Origin of the sequence: Acidibrevibacterium sp. (assembly GCF_049965395.1) — a bacterium.
GTDB lineage: Bacteria > Pseudomonadota > Alphaproteobacteria > Acetobacterales > Acetobacteraceae > Acidibrevibacterium > Acidibrevibacterium fodinaquatile.
Window position 1 is genome coordinate 1 of the sequence record NZ_JBMFWJ010000055.1, and the last position, 15,260, is coordinate 15,260.

A 15,260-nucleotide genomic window follows, 5' to 3' on the forward strand; every position below is an offset into this window, starting at 1 on the left:
GCGAGGGTCGCGGGAAACAAGGTGAGCGGCAGGAGGAGAAGATGCGTGCCCGGCGGTGCGCCGTGGCCGTTGCTGACCCCGGTGATCTTGCCGCCGAGATCATGGCCGAGCGCATCGACGAAAAACGCGCCATGCGTTGCGATCGCGATGGCGCTGAACCAGGGCAGCGTCACGGCGAGAAAAATCGGCACGCCGAGCTTTGGGCGCAGTGATGCGAGGCACGCGAGCCCTTCCCGCTCCCGCCGCCAAAGCGCGGCGAGCGCGAGCACCATGATCGAAAGACCCGCAACCATCGGCGTCACCGGCCCCTTGAGAAGGACGCCGGCGGCGAGCGCGAGCCAAAACAGCGCCGCCTGCCATCGCCCGAAACCGGCTGGGTCGAGCCAGGCGCGCGAAAGCAGCCCCATCGCGACGGTGGTGACGCCGAGCAGGGCGGCGTCGGTCTTAGCAATATCGTGTTCAACGACGAGCAGCAGCGCGGCCGCGAGCAGGGCGGCGGCCAGGCGGGCCGCCCCTTCCCCGACCAGGGCAATGCCGAAACGGTAGGTTGCGAGCACGGCGAGCAGCGCGCCGAGCAGCGATGGCAGGCGATAGCGCCAGATCGGATTAGCCTCGCCGAGGCCGAGCCGCTCGGCGGCGGCGACGAAGGGCAATTGCGCCCAATAAATGCCGACCGGCTTCAGATTGCGTGCTTCCGGCCCGTTCTGGATGCGAATGACATCACCGCTCTCCAGCATCTGCTTTGTCGCCTGGGCGAAACGCGATTCGTCACGATCGCCGGGCGGCAGCGAGAAGAACCCCGGCAGCCAGAGAATGACGCAAAAGAGAACGAGAAACCCCCGCGGCCAGCGGGTGCGGAGAAGGCGGGGCAAGGGATCCATCCCCCCACCATGCGAGGAGGCTCGGATTTACGCCATATTTCTCCGCGCATGACAGACAGGCGATAAGCGGCACGGATGAGGCGCTACTTCGCCGGTTTTGCCACCGGTTGTTTTGCACCGCCGGCCGGCGTTTTCGCCTCGGTCGCGGGATCGGCAGGCTCCTCCTCGGCGATCACGTCTGCGGGCTCGGGCTCGGCGGTCTGCCATGGCACGGTCGCCACCACCAGATTGACGCCACCATGACGCAGCAACGCACGCCGCAGGCGCTGGGCGTTGCGGGTATGGAGAAACATCTCCCACCAGCGACCCTCCACCACCTCCGGGATCACCACCACCACCGGGCGGCCGGGAAAGCGTTTTTCGAGATCGAGCGCCGCCCGCAAAAGCGGCGCCACCATGCTGCGGAACGGGGAATTTTCGATCAGGAGATGCGGCGGCGGCAGACCCGCGCGCTTGGCCGGCTGTTCGACATAGCGGCGCCAATCATCGCGCAGCCGCTTCTCATGGGCGACTTCCTCCTCGCCGGCGCCCTCTGGCCCCTCAAGCGCGGTCAAATGGAGCGCAAAAACATCCGGGGAAGTCCGCAGCGCGAAATTCAGCGCCTTGCGCCCAAGCCGATCCCAGCGCTCGATCGGCAACAAGACGACCGGCGGCTCATAACGCGCGAACTGCACCCGCCTATCGCGCGCGCCAAGGATGGCGGCGTCCAACGTCGCGTAATAGCGGCGAATCGCGCGCAGAAGTAGCAACATCGCCGGAATGATGGCGACCGTGATCCAGGCGCCCTCGACGAATTTCGCCACCAGAATGACGGCAAGCGCCAATCCGGTCGCGACGGCGCCGAAGCCGTTGACAAAGAGGCGAAAATGCGCGCCAGCGCCATGCTCGCCGCGCGCCCGCCACCAATGCACCGCCATCCCCGCCTGTGACAGCGTGAAGGCGAGAAAGGCGCCGACCGCAAACAGCGGGATCAACCGGTCGGTCACCCCGTCGAATACGACCAGCAGCAGCCCGGCACCAGCGGCAAGGAATAAAACCCCGACCGAATAGACCAGACGCCGCCCTGGCATCGCGAACGCGTGGGGAAGATAGCTATCCGCCGCGACCTGTCGGCAAAGACGGGGGAACCCGACGAAGCTGGTATTGGCGGAAAGACACAGCACCGCGAGAATGCCGGCGATGGTAAGGTAATAGAACCAGCCCCGGCCATAAACCGCGGCGATCAGTTGCGAGAGCACGCTTTGGTAGCCCGGCGCTGTTTGATCCATCGCGGCGATGCCGTAGACCCGCACGAGATAGGCGATCCCGAGCAGCAAAAACCCGAGCAGCACCACGATCGCGGTCAAGGTGCGGTGTGCATTCACCACCACCGGCTCGCGAAACGCGCTGGTGCTGTTGCTTACCGCCTCGACCCCGGTCATCGCCGTGCAGCCGCTGGCAAACGCCCGCAAAAGCAGCCAGAGCCCGACCGCTTCCCCCGCCTTGGCAAGCGGCGGGGGGCGGATCACCGCCGCTGGATGGCCGCCGGCGAGCAAGGTTTTGCCGACGCCGAGCACCAGGATGATCCCGAGCGAGCCGAGGAACAGATAGGTCGGCACCGCGAACGCAAGCCCCGATTCCTTGCTGCCGCGCAGATTGACCAGAGTGATCGCGGCGAGAATGGCAAGGCAAAGCCAGAGCGTAAAAGGCTGCAACGCCGGCAGCGCCGAAATCAGCGCCGCAACCCCCGACGAGATGCCGACCGCGACGTTGAGCATATAGTCGATCATCAGCGCGATCGCGGCGAGCAGCCCCGCATTGGCGCCGAGATTCTCGGAGGCGACGGTATAAGAGCCGCCATTCTTGGGATAGGCGGTGATGGTCTGGCGGTAGGAAAAATAGAGAATAGCCAAAAGCGCGATGATCACCGCCGTCACCGGCGTGACGAAGCCGATCCCCGCCCCGCCTGCCGCCGCCAGGATGCTGAGTGTCGCCTCCGGCCCATAGGCCGCGGAACTCAGCCCATCGAGCCCCATCGCCGGCAAAGCCGGGACCAGCCCCATGCGCTGCCCTTCGGCTTCGGTATTAGCGAGCTTACGCCCGAATAGGAGATCTCTCAGACTCATCACGTGTCCTTGTCACAAGGTCAGTCGCCATCGCCGAAGCGCCCGCCGCGAGCAGCCGGCGTTTCAGAGGCAATCAGATCGAGGTCACAAGGTCAGTCGCCATCGCCGAAGCGCCCGCCGCGAGCAGCCGGCGTTTCAGAGGCAATCAGATCGAGCAACGCCGTCGCGGCATGGCCGCGGTGACGTTCACGGTGCCAAAGCACGCGAAAATGCCGTGCCGGCAACGCCAGCGGAACCCGCAGCACCCGCCCGGCGGCCAACGCTTCGGTGATGACATATTCCGAAAGCGCGCTCACCCCCGCCCCCGCCGCGACCGCGACCCGCACCGCTTCGTTGGCCGGCAATTCCAATACCACCCTCAGCGCCTCCGGCGCCATCCCGCGCGCCCGCAGCGCCGCCTCCAGCACCGCGCGCGTGCCCGAGCCCGGCTCACGCATCACCCAGTTCTCCGCCGCCAGCGCCGCGGCACTCGGTTCGGCGCCGGACAGCGCCCAGGGGTGGCCGGGCGGCGCGATCAGCACCAGCCGATCCTCCGCCACCGGCCGCGCCGCCAGCATCGGCGCCTCGCCCTGGCCCTCGACGAAGCCGAGTTCCGCCTCCCCCTCCCTCACCGCATGCGCGACCTGCGCGGTGTTGCCGATGGTGATGCTGAGAGCGATCTCCGGCCAGGCGGCGCGAAACCGCGCGAGATGGCGCGGCAGCCAATGCACGGCGATCGTTTGGCTTGCCGCGATCACCAGCCGCCCGCGTTTGAGACCGCTGAGATCGACCAGCGCCCGCTCGGCGGCGGCGGCGCGGGCGAGCACCGCGCGCGCTTCGTCGAGAAAAACCCGCCCCGCCTCGCTGAGCGTGATATTGCGTCCGACGCGGTGGAACAATTTCACCTGAAATTGCCCCTCCAGCGTCTGGATCGCGGCACTCACCGCCGATTGGGTGAGATTGAGCGCAGCACTCGCCCGCGTCACGTGCTCGCGCTCGGCAACGGCGACGAAAATCCGCAATTGCTCAAGCGTCATGAAAACCTCGTGCGACGACGGCAGGAGCGCCAAAGCCGCATCAGGCCGGTGCGCCTCACCACTTGTCAACCGCGCCGCTTTCCGCCACCAAGCGCGAAGTCCCCTGCCGCCAGGAGCCGAGAACCGCATGGATCTGCTGCACGCGATCGCCGTCGCCATCCTCCAGGGGGCGACGGAATTATTCCCCGTAAGCAGCCTCGGCCATGCGGTCGTGCTGCCGGCGGTTCTCGGCATGAAGCTCGACGAGCATGCCCCCTCGTTCCTGCCCTTCCTGGTGATGCTCCATCTCGGCACAGCGACCGCTTTGCTGCTCTATTTCTGGCGCGATTGGTGGGCGCTGGCGCGCGGGGTGATCGGCTTCGATGACGCGCATCAGGTGCGCGAGGCCCGGCGCGTCTCCGTCCTGATCGTCATCGCGACGCTGCCGGCGGTGGTGATCGGCTTCGTGTTCGAGCATTTTTTTCGCGATCTCTTCGCCTCACCCATGGTCGCGGCGGCGTTTTTGATCGTCAATGGCGGCTTGCTGCTGTTTGGCGAGCGCCTGCGCGAAGGCGGCCATCGTGCGCTCTCGACGCTGTCGCCGGGCGATGCGCTCGCCATCGGGCTCTGGCAATGCACGGCACTGATCCCCGGCATTTCGCGCTCCGGCGCGACCATCGTCGGCGCCCTCTTGCGCGGGATCGACCATGAGGGCGCGGCGCATTTCTCCTTCCTCATCGCAACCCCGATCATTCTCGGCGCGACCGTGCTTGAGGTACCAAAACTGCATCATCAGGGCATGCCACCAGGCGTCTTGGCGATCGCGACCCTCGCTGCGATCGCGGCTGGGATCACCGCATTTGCCTCGACCGCCTTCCTGATGCGCTATTTCCGCCGCCATGACGCTTGGGCGCTCAATCCCTTCGCTTATTACTGCATCGCACTCGGCGCGGCGGCACTGGCGGCGTTGGCGCTGATCTCTTGAGCCGCCGGATCATCCTCGCCGCGCTCGCCTTCGTTTGGCTTGCCGCCGCGGCGCCCGAGCAACGCCGGATCGTCCTCGCCGCGACCCCGATCGCCCGCCTCGATCTCCCCTGGTGGCGAGCGCGATTCGAAAAGAAAGCCGCGGAACTGCGCAAAGCCCCGATCGATCTGGTCTTTTACGGCGATTCCATCACCGCCGATTACGAGCGCGCCGGCCCCGAGCCATGGCGCGATTTCGCCCCAATCTGGCAGCATTATTACGGTACACGCAACGCCATCAATCTCGGCTTCAAGGGCGATACCACCGCGAGCCTGCTCTGGAGGATCACCCATGGCGAGGCGAGCGGCATCGCGCCGAAAGTGGCGGTGGTTCTGATCGGCGCCAACAATCTCGGGCGGCTGCACTGGTCGGCGGAAGACACGATCGCCGGCATCGCCGCCGATGTCGCAGCCCTTCGCGAGCGCCTGCCGAAGACCCACATCCTGCTCCTCGGCATTCTGCCAAGCGACCGCTCGGCATGGGCGAGCGCGACGACGATCATTATCAACCACGCCCTCGCCGAACGTTATCGTGCTGCATCAATGGTGACGTTTCTCGACCTCAGCGAGGTTTTCGTGAAAAACGGCGCCCTCGATCGCAGCCTTTTTCTGGATCCCTTGCTCACCCCGCCGGAACCGCCCTTGCACCCCAACGCCGAGGGCCAGAGGAGGATGGCGGCGGCGATGGAGCCGACACTCGCCCGTTTACTCGCGCAATGATCCGCCACTGGCGGGTGCCGGCAGGATCACGCCGCGACACTCGCCAAAGCCGATGCGGGCAAACCCCTCGCGCGTGGCATGGGCGCGGAAAATCACCTCGTCGCCATCTTCAAGAAAGCGCCGTGTCTCGCCCGAAGGCAAGGTCAACGGCTTTCGCCCGCCCTCGGTGATCTCGAGCAGGCTGCCATAGCTCTCCGGGCTCGGCCCAGAAATGGTGCCCGAGCCAAAGAGATCACCCGGCGAGAGATTGCAGCCATTGCTGGCGTGATGGGCGAGCATTTGCGCGACCGTCCAGTAGAGATAGCGCGTGTTCGACTGCGCCAGCGGCTGCGGCGCTTGCCCCGCAGCACGCATCGCGGGGGTTTGCAGCAAAACCTCGAGAACGATCGCGAAGGCGCCGTTTGCCTGATCACGAGGGTCGGAAAGATAAGCGAGCGGCGCCGGATCGCCGGCCGGGCGCGGCGCCTGCGGGATGCGAAACGGCGCCAGCGCTTCGGTGGTGACGATCCAGGGCGAGATGGTGGTTGCGAAATTCTTGGCAAGAAACGGGCCGAGTGGCTGATATTCCCAGCCCTGAATGTCGCGCGCCGACCAATCGTTCAAGAGAGAAAAGCCGGCGATATGATCAGCCGCTTCGGCAATAGTGATGGGCTCGCCAAGCGCATTGCCAGGCCCAACCCAAATGCCAAGTTCGAGTTCGTAATCGAGATTGCGGCTCGCACCGAAACTCGGCACCATCTCGGCCGAGGGCTTTCTTTGCCCGTTCGGCCGCCGCACCTCGTGTCCGGAGACAACCACCGACGATGCCCGCCCATGATAGGCGACCGGCACATATTTGTAATTCGCCAGCAGCGGATTATCGGGGCGGAATTGCCGGCCGGTATTGGTCGCATGATGGATGCCGGCGAAAAAATCGGTGTAATCACCGATCCGCGCCGGCAGATGGAGCACACAATCGGCCGTCGCGTGCAACCATTCTGGGCGCGGTTTTGCCCGCTCTTGGAGAAGTTCTGAAAGCGTCTGGCGAAGCTCTGTGCGCGCCGCGGCACTTTCGCCAAGAAGCGCATTCAGCACTGGCTCACGGCAGGCGGGCGCGATCGCGGGACCGATCGCACCGGCTTCTGCCGCGGCGCGGAGGTCAAAAATCTTATCACCAATCGCAACGCCAATCCGGGCCTCACCGCCGGGCCGCGAAAAAACCCCGAGTGGCAGATTCTGGATCGGAAATTCGCTATGGCCATTGGCGCTCGCAACCCAACTCCGCAGCCCTTGGTCGTGCGTTGCATCGATCATCGGCTTTGCCCGCTGAATGTCGGTTTGAGCCCGTCCCAGCACAGATCATAGTCTTTTTGCCATTGCGGGGCGGCGAGCGCATAGGCGCTTGGGCGAATAACGAGGCTGGTTTCAAACATGAAGGCGAGCGTATTGTCGATTTTCTGCGGCACGAGGTCAGCGGCCATGGCGCGCTCGGTGCTCGCTGCGTCCGGTCCATGCGCGCTCATGCAGCTATGGAGCGACAACCCTCCCGGCAAAAATCCGCCCGCTTTCGCATCATATTCGCCGCGCACGAGACCCATGCATTCGTTCATCACGTTGCGATGAAACCAGGGTGGCCGGAATGTGTGCTCGGCGACCATCCAGCGCGGTGGGAAAATCACGAAATCGACATTGGCAACCCCCGCGACCGCGGTCGGCGAGGTGAGCACGGTGAAGATCGAGGGGTCGGGATGATCGAAGCTCACCGTGCCGATGGTATTGAACAAAGCGAGATCGTATTTGCACGGCACCGCATTGCCATGCCAGGCAACGACATCGAAGGGTGAGCGATCGAGCATTGTCGACCATAGCGTTCCTTGAAATTTCTGCACCAATTCCGTCGGCTCGGCGCGCTCCTCGAACCAGGCTTGGGGTGCGAGAAAATCGCGGGGATTGGCGAGGCCGTTGCTCCCGATCGGCCCGAGATCGGGCAAACGCAAGGCAGCGCCATGATTTTCGCAGACATAGCCGCGTGCCTGCGCATCATGGAGATCGATGCGAAATTTCATCCCGCGCGGCACGATCGCGATTTCCCCAGGCGCGACATCGAGCCGCCCGCACTCCGTCACCAGGCGCAGACGCCCGGTTTGCGGCACCAAAAGCAATTCGCCATCGGCATCGAAAAACGCGCGCCGCATCGAGCGATTGGCGACATAGACGTGAATGCTGACGCCGGCCGGCGCTGTTGCCTCGCTATTTGCGCCGATCGTGATCAGGCCTTCGAGAAAATCCGTTGGTTGCTCAGGGATCGGAATCGGATCCCAGCGCATGCGGTTGGGATTGGGCGGCGCGAGGGGGCCGGCCAACAGCGGCAGCTCGATCGGCTGGAAGCGCTGGTGTCGCGCCGATGGCATGATGCGATAGAGCCAAGTGCGGCGCGCTTCACGGCGCGGCACGGTGAAGGCTGTCGCCGAAAATTGCTCGGCATAGAGGCCGAGCGGCACGTGCTGGGGCGAATTCTGCCCGCGTGGCAGCGCGTCAGCGATCGCCTCACTCGCAAATTCATTGCCGAAACCACTGAGATAGGCAAGCCCATCGGCGCCGGCTCGCTGATCGATCGCGTTCATCTCAGTCTTCCTCTCATTTCGTTTCGGATTGGCCCTCTGTGATTTCGTCGCCGAGGACGACGCGCCGCGCCGCCGCGATCGCCGCGAGAACGGTAGCACTGGCGTCGACTTGGTTTGCCAGCAGCAGCACCAACGCGGCATCCAGCCGCCGCGATTGTTCCGCGCTCAGCCCAGCATGCGCGGCGGCGATCGCAACAAAAATCGCATCGGGGTCATCGAGATGGGCACTGGTATCGAGCGTCATGCCGCGATCTCCGCCAGAGCGCCGCCCGCAAGACAATACTCGCGCGCCGCTGCCGCATGGTCGGGGCGCGTCATCACGCTCGCGACATGCTGGTCAGGGCGAAACAGAATCCCGCCGCCTTCGAGAGAGCCATAGCGCCGTCTGACCAGACCTTCACTATCGATCAAGACATCGTCTTCGTCATCGCCGCTCTCGCGATCAGCGATCACCACAGTCTCGATCCCTTCTGCGCGCAGTGCCGCACGCATTTCGCCGGCGACAGGCGCAAACGCCATGAGCGTGAATTGCTGACCGCCGAGATGCCGCAGAAGCCATGTCTTCCGGCCGCGATAACGTATCGGCGCGTCGATCGCCGGGCTCCCTAGCGCCGGCGCGCCGTTCCATCCCGCCGCCCGGGGATCGTTGAGCGGGCTTTCCCGCAAAATCGCGGGTTGCGACAGCCGACCGGAATTCACCAGGCGCCGCGCGAATTCGAAATGCGCACCGAGCAGCAGGGTCGCATCGCGATACGCGCGAATGGCGTCTGATTTTGGCGAAATGAAATCGGTGCTGCGTGTCGAGTGCAAAATATTTTCATCCGCCGCCGCCACACGCTCGCTATCATAGCTCGCAAGCAGGCGTTCATCGCCGCTGCCATCGAGAATAGCGGCAAGTTTCCAGGCGAGATTATCGGCGTCCTGCACGCCGCCATTGCCGCCGCGGGCGCCAAATGGGCTCACCTGATGCGCGGCATCGCCGGCGAAAATCACCCTGCCATGGACGAATTTTTTAAGCCGCCGGCAGCGGAACGTATAGACGCTCACCCAATCCAAAGCGAACGGCGTATCGCCAAGCATCGCTCGCACGCGTGGGATGACGCGCTCGGGCTTGCGTTCTTCTTCGGGATCGGCATCGGGGCCGAGCTGGAAATCGATCCGCCAGATGTCATCGGCTTGGCGATGGAGAAGCACCGACTGGCCGCGATGAAATGGTGGGTCGAACCAAAACCAGCGTTCGCTCGGAAACGGCGCCTTCATCTCGACATCGGCGATCAGAAAGCGATCAGGAAAAGCGCGCCCGACAAATGGCAAAGCCATCGCCTCGCGCACCGTTGAGCGCGCGCCATCGCATGCCAGAAGCCACGCGCAGGTGAGATCATAGGCGCCGGCCGGCGTCTCAATCCGCAGCGCGACATGATCAGGATGATTGGCGACGGAAACAACCCGATGCTTCCAGCGAAGATCAACGCCGGCAGCCTGACATGCCTCGACCAGCCATTCCTCGACGTAATATTGCTGCAGATTGATGAAGGCAGGATAATGATGGCCGCTGTCGGGCAGCAAGTCGAAGGCGTAAATCTCACGCTTTTGGAAAAAAATTTTTCCAGTGTTCCAAGTGACGCCTTTTTCCAAAATGCGTTCGCCAAGCCCGAGACGGTCATAAATCTCCAGCGTACGTTTGGCAAAACAGATCGCCCGCGAGCCGACTGATACGGTATCCTCGTCATCGACCAGGACGACGCCAATCCCGCGCTGCGCGAGATCGAGCGCCAGCGTAAGCCCAACCAGCCCACCGCCCGCGACCACCACCGTGTGATGCGCCCCGGATTTCACGACGGACGCTGCCGGATAACGCGGAGGATGGTATTTCATCGCGGACCCCTCAGCCGGATTTGCCCGCGCCTTCGAGGGCGCGCCACATCTCGATATCGCGTTCCGCCGTCCAGATACGCGGCCAGTCGATGCCGCAGGCCTCGTCATAAGCACGCGAGACATTGAAGGGCATGCAATGGTCGAAAATCACCCAATGCCCGTATTTCGGCCGCATCTCGGCAAGCGCGTGGGCATAGATATCTGCGAGCGGCAAATTTTTCGCGACATCCGCCTTGACCAACGCGAAGAGATCGCCGGTGAATTGCGCCGTCCCGGTGATCCCCTCCTCGACCTCCTCGCGCCCGATCAACGCCCGCCCGCGCCCAGGCACCAAACGCTCGGCGCCAAACGCACGGAGTTTCGCGAGCGTCGCCGGCCAGTCGGTAAAATGCGCATCGCCACAATAGGGGGTTGCACCGAATTCGACGGTATCGCCGGCAAAGAGAACTTTTTCCTCCGGCAGCCATACAATCGTATCGCCTGCCGTGTGCGAGCGACCGATATGGATGATTTCGACCACACGTTTGCCGAGTTTCAAAGTCATCCGGTCATGAAAGACGAGGCTCGGGTGGGTGAGACCCGGGATCGTGTCGCGGCCACGAAAGAGCCGCGGGAAACGCCCGATCTCGCTCGCCATGTCGGCCGCGCCGCGCTCCTCGATGAGGCGGTTGGTGACGTCGGACGCGATGATCTCCGCACCCCGATAGGCGCTGGCGCCGAGAACGCGCACCGCATGATAATGCGACAGCACGACATGGCTGATGGGTTTCTCCGTAACACCGCGGATGCGCGCGATAACGTCGGCCGCCATCTGCGGTGTGGCCTGGGCATCGACCACCAGGACCGAAGAGTCGCCGATGACGACACCGGAATTGGGATCGCCCTCGGCGGTATAGCCATAAAGCCCGGGACCGAGTTCCTCAAAAGAGATTTTCTTCTCAGTCAAATCCTGGGTGCTGGCGAAATTGCTCATGTCTCTGCTTTCCTGTGAGGAGATAGTCAGGCTTTCTTGACCAGAGGGCAAAGGCTGTCGGCGAGCGGGCGAAACGCATCCTCACCTTTCACGGTCCGCACGATCTCATAATAATCCCACGGCTCCTTCGATTCGGCCGGCGATTTGACGCGCACGAGATACATGTCACGGATCACCCGGCCATCCGGGCGAAGATAGCCGTTTTTCACGAAGGCGTCCATTGATCGGCATCTTTCGCATTTCCGCCATGACCGCTTGCGGATCGGTGCCGACTTTCGCGACCGCTTTCAAATAATGCAAAACGACGCCATAGGTTCCGGTCTGCTCCATGGTCGGCATGACTTTGGTGCGGGCGAAAAACCGCTCCGACCAGGCTCGCGTCTCGGCGTTGAGATTCCAATATGACGCCGTCGTCAGCATGATCCCTTGCGCGACCGGAAGACCGATCGCGTGGACATCGGCAATAAACATCAAAAGAGCGGCGATGCGCTGGCCGTTCAAACGTTGACCAATACCGAACTCCGCCGCCTGCTTCACGCCGTTATCGGTATCCTGCCCAGCATTGGCGAACGCGACGACATCGGCTTTCGATGCCTGCGCGGCGAGCAGCACCGAGGAAAAATCGCTGGCGCCGGTCGGGTGCAGCGAATGGCCGAGCACCTTGCCACCGGCTTTTTCGATGAACGCCGTCGCGTCGGCCTGTAATTGATGGCCAAAGGCGTAATCGGCGGTGATGAAATACCAGCTCTTGGCCCCCTCCGCCACCAGCGCCGCGCCTGTGACATGGGCGAGCGCATAGGTGTCGTAGGTGAACTGCACGGTATTGGCGTTGCAGGCCTGATTGGTGATCGCGCTCGCCCCCGGCCCGGAAAGCAGCGCAAGCCGGTTCTTTTCCTTGCAAAATCCCGAAATCGCCAGGCCAAGCGCCGAGTTCGGGACATCGACGATCGCCTGCACGTCCTGATTGTCGATCCAGCCGCGCGCGATCTGGACGCCGAGATCGGGGTTCATACGGTGATCACCGCCGAGGATCTCGATTGGCCGGCCGCCGATGCTGCCGCCCATCTCCTCGGCCGCCATCTGGGCTGCGACCACCGAGGCCGGGCCCCCGGTATCCCGCCCCCAGCTCGACATATCGACAAGCACGCCGAGACGAAGCGGCGCAGCAGCGCGGGCCGGGCGAATGGCGGGGAGCGCGAGCAAGCCAAGGCCAGCCTGCGTCAGCGCACGCCGGCTCAACCCGCGGCTGGCCGGGCGGCGTGGTGGGATGCTCGTGATTTTATGGTCCATGCGTTCTGATCTCTCCTCCCTCGCGCGCGGCGTCCGACCGCTATCCGGCGCGGCCTTGTTGTTGCCAAGCTAGCGAATACCGAATACCTTCGCAATAGATGAATTAAGATGCAGGGAGGCGCGCAATGGCGGCGGCGTTGGCGACGGTGGATTGTGACGTTTTGGTGGCGGGCTCTGGCGCCGGCGGGCTTGCCGCCGCCATCACGGCGCGCAAGCTCGGGCTCGAAGTGATCGTCGCCGAAAAGGCCGCGGTCTATGGCGGCACCACCGCGCGTTCGGGCGGCTGGCTCTGGATTCCGGGCAACCCCCTGGCACGCGAGGCCGGCATTGCCGACGATGCCGCCGCGGCCCGGCGCTATCTCGCGTATGAGGCGGGAAATTTCTTCGACGCCGCGCGGGTCGATGCGTTTCTCGCCGCAGGCCCTGAGATGGTGGCGTTTTTCCAGCGCGACACCGCGGTGCAATTTGTGCTCGGCCCGCAATTTTCCGACTATCACCCCGATGCGCCGGGCGGGCTCGCGGGCGGGCGGTCGATTTGCGCCGCTCCCTTCGATGCCGGCGCGCTCGGGCCAGCAGTGCGCAACCTCCGCCCGCCGCTCCGCGAAATCACCTTTCTTGGCATGATGATCGGCTCTGGCGCCGAATTGCTGCATTTTTTCAATGTCACGCGTTCGCCGGTTTCGGCCGCTTATGTCGCCCGCCTCCTGCTTCGCTATGGCCGCGACCGATTATTTCATGGCCGCGCCATGCGCTTGACCAACGGCAACGCGCTCGCCGCACGGCTCGCCAAATCGGCCTTCGATCTCGGGATCCCGCTTTGGCTTGCGGCGCCGGTCACCGAACTGATCCGCGAGGACGGCGCGGTGCGTGGCGCGATCGTGACACGCGCGGGCACGCCGGTCCGCGTCATGGCGCGCGCCGGCGTGGTGCTCGCCTGCGGCGGCTTTCCCCAGGACCGCGCCCGCCGCCAGGCCTTGTTCCCGCACGCCCCGACTGGGCGCGAGCATTTTTCGCCAGCGCCCGAGGAAAACACCGGCGACGGGCTGCGCCTCGCGGCCGCGGCCGGCGCTGCCCTCACACTCGATTTGCCCAACGCCGCCGCTTGGGTTCCGGTCTCGCGGGTGCCGCGGCGAGATGGCAGTTTCGGCGTCTTTCCGCATTTCATCGACCGCGCCAAGCCCGGGGTGATCGCCGTCACCCGTGCCGGCCTGCGCTTTTGTAACGAGGCCAATTCCTATCACGATTTCGTCCAGGCGATGCAGCGAACGATCCCGGCAGGGGAGGAATGCGCCGCCTTCCTAATCACCGATCACCCGGCGCTGCGCCATTATGGGCTTGGCTTCGTCAAGCCTTTCCCGGTGCCGCTCGGCCCGGCGCTGCGTTCGGGCTATCTGTTGCGCGGCGAGAGTATCGAGGCACTCGCGGCCAAGGCGGGGATCGATGCCGCCGCCCTGGCGGCGACTATCGCCCGCTACAATGAGGCCGCCAAACGCGGTGACGACCCCGCATTTGGCCGCGGCAGCACCGCCTATAACCGCTATCTCGGCGATCCCAAGCACCAGCCGAATCCCTGTGTCGGCCCGCTCGCAACGCCGCCATTTTATGCGATCAAGCTGGTGCCGGGCGATCTCGGCACCTTCGCCGGGATCAGAAGTGACGCCGAGGCGCGGGTGCTCGATGAGAGTGGCGCGCCAATCCCCGGACTTTATGCCGCCGGCAACGATCTCGCGAGCATCATGGGAGGAAATTATCCTGGCGGCGGCATCACCCTGGGCCCGGCGATGACGTTCGGCTTCATCGCCGCGCGTCACATGGCGAAACGGCGGGCCATGGCGCCGACGCCAGCGGCGGCGATGTCCTGATCGGCCCCCGCTCGGCGCCGAGCCCACGCGAGAGCGCGTTCGCGTAGGCGAGAATAGCCGCGATCTGCGTGCTGTCCGGGCTGAGATCGACGAGGCCGGAGGGGCCGATCGCGGTCACCACGAACTGGATCTGCCCGCCATGGTCGAAAACCGGGGCGCTGATCGCACTCACCCCGGGAACCGGCGCCCCGGCGGTGCTGGCATAGCCCGTCTGGCGCACCCGCGCAACCATTTCGCGGACGTCCTCGAGCCGCATCCCGGCGGCAACGCGCTGGCTATGCGCCGGATTGGCAAGCTCGGCCGCGATCATCTCCTCGACCAAGGCCGGCGCGGCAAAGGCAGCGAAGACCCAGCCGGTCGCGGTGCCGGTGAGGGAAAACACCGTTCCGGCGCGGACATTGGCATGCACTTGCGTTGCCGCCTCATGCACCTGCACGACCGTCGGGCCGTGGTCGCCCCACACGGTAATCGCCACCATCAGATCGAGCTGGTCGGAAAGTTGACCAATGGTTTCGGCGGCCATGCGGAGCGGGTCCAGTCCCCTGAGACGCGCGAGGCCGAGGCGGAGCGCGAAGGGGCCGAGGCGATAACGCCCGGAGGCGCCATCCTGCTCGACGAGGCCGAGCTTGCGTAGGCTAACGAGATAGGCATGCGCCTGCGCCGGGGTAACCGCGGCTTCGGCGGCGAGGTCGCGCAGCATCGCCGCCCGTCCGGCGCCCATCAGCGCCTCCAGGATCCGCCCGGCAATCTCGACCGATTGCACACCCCGGCCACGAACCGTCATCGCCGCACGTTAGCAGTCTGTCGGATCAGGGTCACCCCGCACGACACCGCGCGCCGCAGCAATCCCGGCGCGCGCTTACAGAAACGGCCTTCGTTCAGGCGGCGAAGGGGTGCTTCACACTGTCACGCTGCTGCACCACCTGCGCGGCC

14 protein-coding genes are annotated in these 15,260 nt (G+C 64.7%); 3 read left to right on the plus strand and 11 right to left on the minus strand.

What is annotated here, in order from left to right; translation table 11 throughout:
• From ACP5M5_RS12780 to ACP5M5_RS12790, 3 genes are all read right to left on the minus strand, one after another.
• The coding region (locus ACP5M5_RS12780) for an ArnT family glycosyltransferase (protein WP_427937940.1) at positions 1-872 on the minus strand (872 nt) is incomplete at its 3' end.
• Positions 873-964: 92 nt separating this feature from the next.
• Positions 965-2,986, minus strand: a complete 2,022-nt coding sequence (locus ACP5M5_RS12785; RefSeq protein ID WP_427937942.1) for an APC family permease — start codon at positions 2,984-2,986, stop codon at positions 965-967.
• Between the two features lie 92 nt (positions 2,987-3,078).
• Positions 3,079-4,002, minus strand: a complete 924-nt coding sequence (locus ACP5M5_RS12790; protein WP_427937944.1) for a LysR substrate-binding domain-containing protein — start codon at positions 4,000-4,002, stop codon at positions 3,079-3,081.
• A 127-nt stretch (positions 4,003-4,129) separates the two neighbouring features.
• On the opposite strand from ACP5M5_RS12790, the gene ACP5M5_RS12795 reads away from it, so the two are divergent.
• On the plus strand, positions 4,130-4,966 hold the full coding sequence (locus ACP5M5_RS12795) for an undecaprenyl-diphosphate phosphatase (RefSeq protein ID WP_427937947.1): 837 nt from the start codon (positions 4,130-4,132) through the stop codon (positions 4,964-4,966).
• Positions 4,963-5,724 carry a GDSL-type esterase/lipase family protein gene (locus tag ACP5M5_RS12800; RefSeq protein WP_427937950.1) on the plus strand — a complete coding sequence of 254 codons (762 nt, stop codon included), beginning with the start codon at positions 4,963-4,965 and terminating at the stop codon, positions 5,722-5,724. The genes ACP5M5_RS12795 and ACP5M5_RS12800 overlap by 4 nt, the downstream gene beginning before the upstream one ends.
• On the opposite strand, the gene fahA is transcribed toward ACP5M5_RS12800, so the two are convergent.
• Genes fahA through ACP5M5_RS12835 form a run of 7 tightly spaced genes read right to left on the minus strand, consistent with a single transcriptional unit; the run spans position 5,710 to position 12,465 of the window.
• Positions 5,710-7,017, minus strand: a complete 1,308-nt coding sequence (gene fahA / locus ACP5M5_RS12805) for a fumarylacetoacetase (protein WP_427937952.1) — start codon at positions 7,015-7,017, stop codon at positions 5,710-5,712. The genes ACP5M5_RS12800 and fahA overlap by 15 nt on opposite strands.
• Positions 7,014-8,327 (minus strand): homogentisate 1,2-dioxygenase, encoded by a 1,314-nt coding sequence (hmgA, locus tag ACP5M5_RS12810; RefSeq protein WP_427937954.1) that lies wholly within the window; start codon positions 8,325-8,327, stop codon positions 7,014-7,016. Before hmgA ends, fahA begins: the two co-directional genes overlap by 4 nt.
• Positions 8,328-8,340: 13 nt before the next feature.
• A complete protein-coding gene (locus ACP5M5_RS12815) occupies positions 8,341-8,571 on the minus strand; it encodes a DUF2783 domain-containing protein (RefSeq protein ID WP_114912504.1) in 231 nt (76 codons plus the stop codon).
• On the minus strand, positions 8,568-10,202 hold the full coding sequence (locus ACP5M5_RS12820) for an FAD-dependent oxidoreductase (RefSeq protein ID WP_427937955.1): 1,635 nt from the start codon (positions 10,200-10,202) through the stop codon (positions 8,568-8,570). The genes ACP5M5_RS12815 and ACP5M5_RS12820 overlap by 4 nt, the downstream gene beginning before the upstream one ends.
• A gap of 10 nt (positions 10,203-10,212) precedes the next feature.
• Positions 10,213-11,175 carry an MBL fold metallo-hydrolase gene (locus ACP5M5_RS12825; RefSeq protein WP_427937957.1) on the minus strand — a complete coding sequence of 321 codons (963 nt, stop codon included), beginning with the start codon at positions 11,173-11,175 and terminating at the stop codon, positions 10,213-10,215.
• Positions 11,176-11,201: 26 nt separating this feature from the next.
• Positions 11,202-11,396 (minus strand): hypothetical protein, encoded by a 195-nt coding sequence (locus ACP5M5_RS12830; RefSeq protein ID WP_427937958.1) that lies wholly within the window; start codon positions 11,394-11,396, stop codon positions 11,202-11,204.
• Positions 11,341-12,465: an ABC transporter substrate-binding protein gene (locus ACP5M5_RS12835; RefSeq protein ID WP_427937960.1), complete on the minus strand. Its 1,125-nt coding sequence runs from the start codon at positions 12,463-12,465 to the stop codon at positions 11,341-11,343. Before ACP5M5_RS12835 ends, ACP5M5_RS12830 begins: the two co-directional genes overlap by 56 nt.
• A gap of 125 nt (positions 12,466-12,590) precedes the next feature.
• Here ACP5M5_RS12835 and ACP5M5_RS12840 point away from each other — a divergent pair, with 125 nt between their 5' ends.
• A complete protein-coding gene (locus tag ACP5M5_RS12840; RefSeq protein ID WP_427937961.1) occupies positions 12,591-14,327 on the plus strand; it encodes an FAD-dependent oxidoreductase in 1,737 nt (578 codons plus the stop codon).
• Here the strand turns inward: ACP5M5_RS12840 and ACP5M5_RS12845 are convergent.
• Positions 14,260-15,111 (minus strand): IclR family transcriptional regulator, encoded by an 852-nt coding sequence (locus tag ACP5M5_RS12845; RefSeq protein WP_427937963.1) that lies wholly within the window; start codon positions 15,109-15,111, stop codon positions 14,260-14,262. The genes ACP5M5_RS12840 and ACP5M5_RS12845 overlap by 68 nt on opposite strands.
• Positions 15,112-15,260 lie beyond the last annotated feature (149 nt).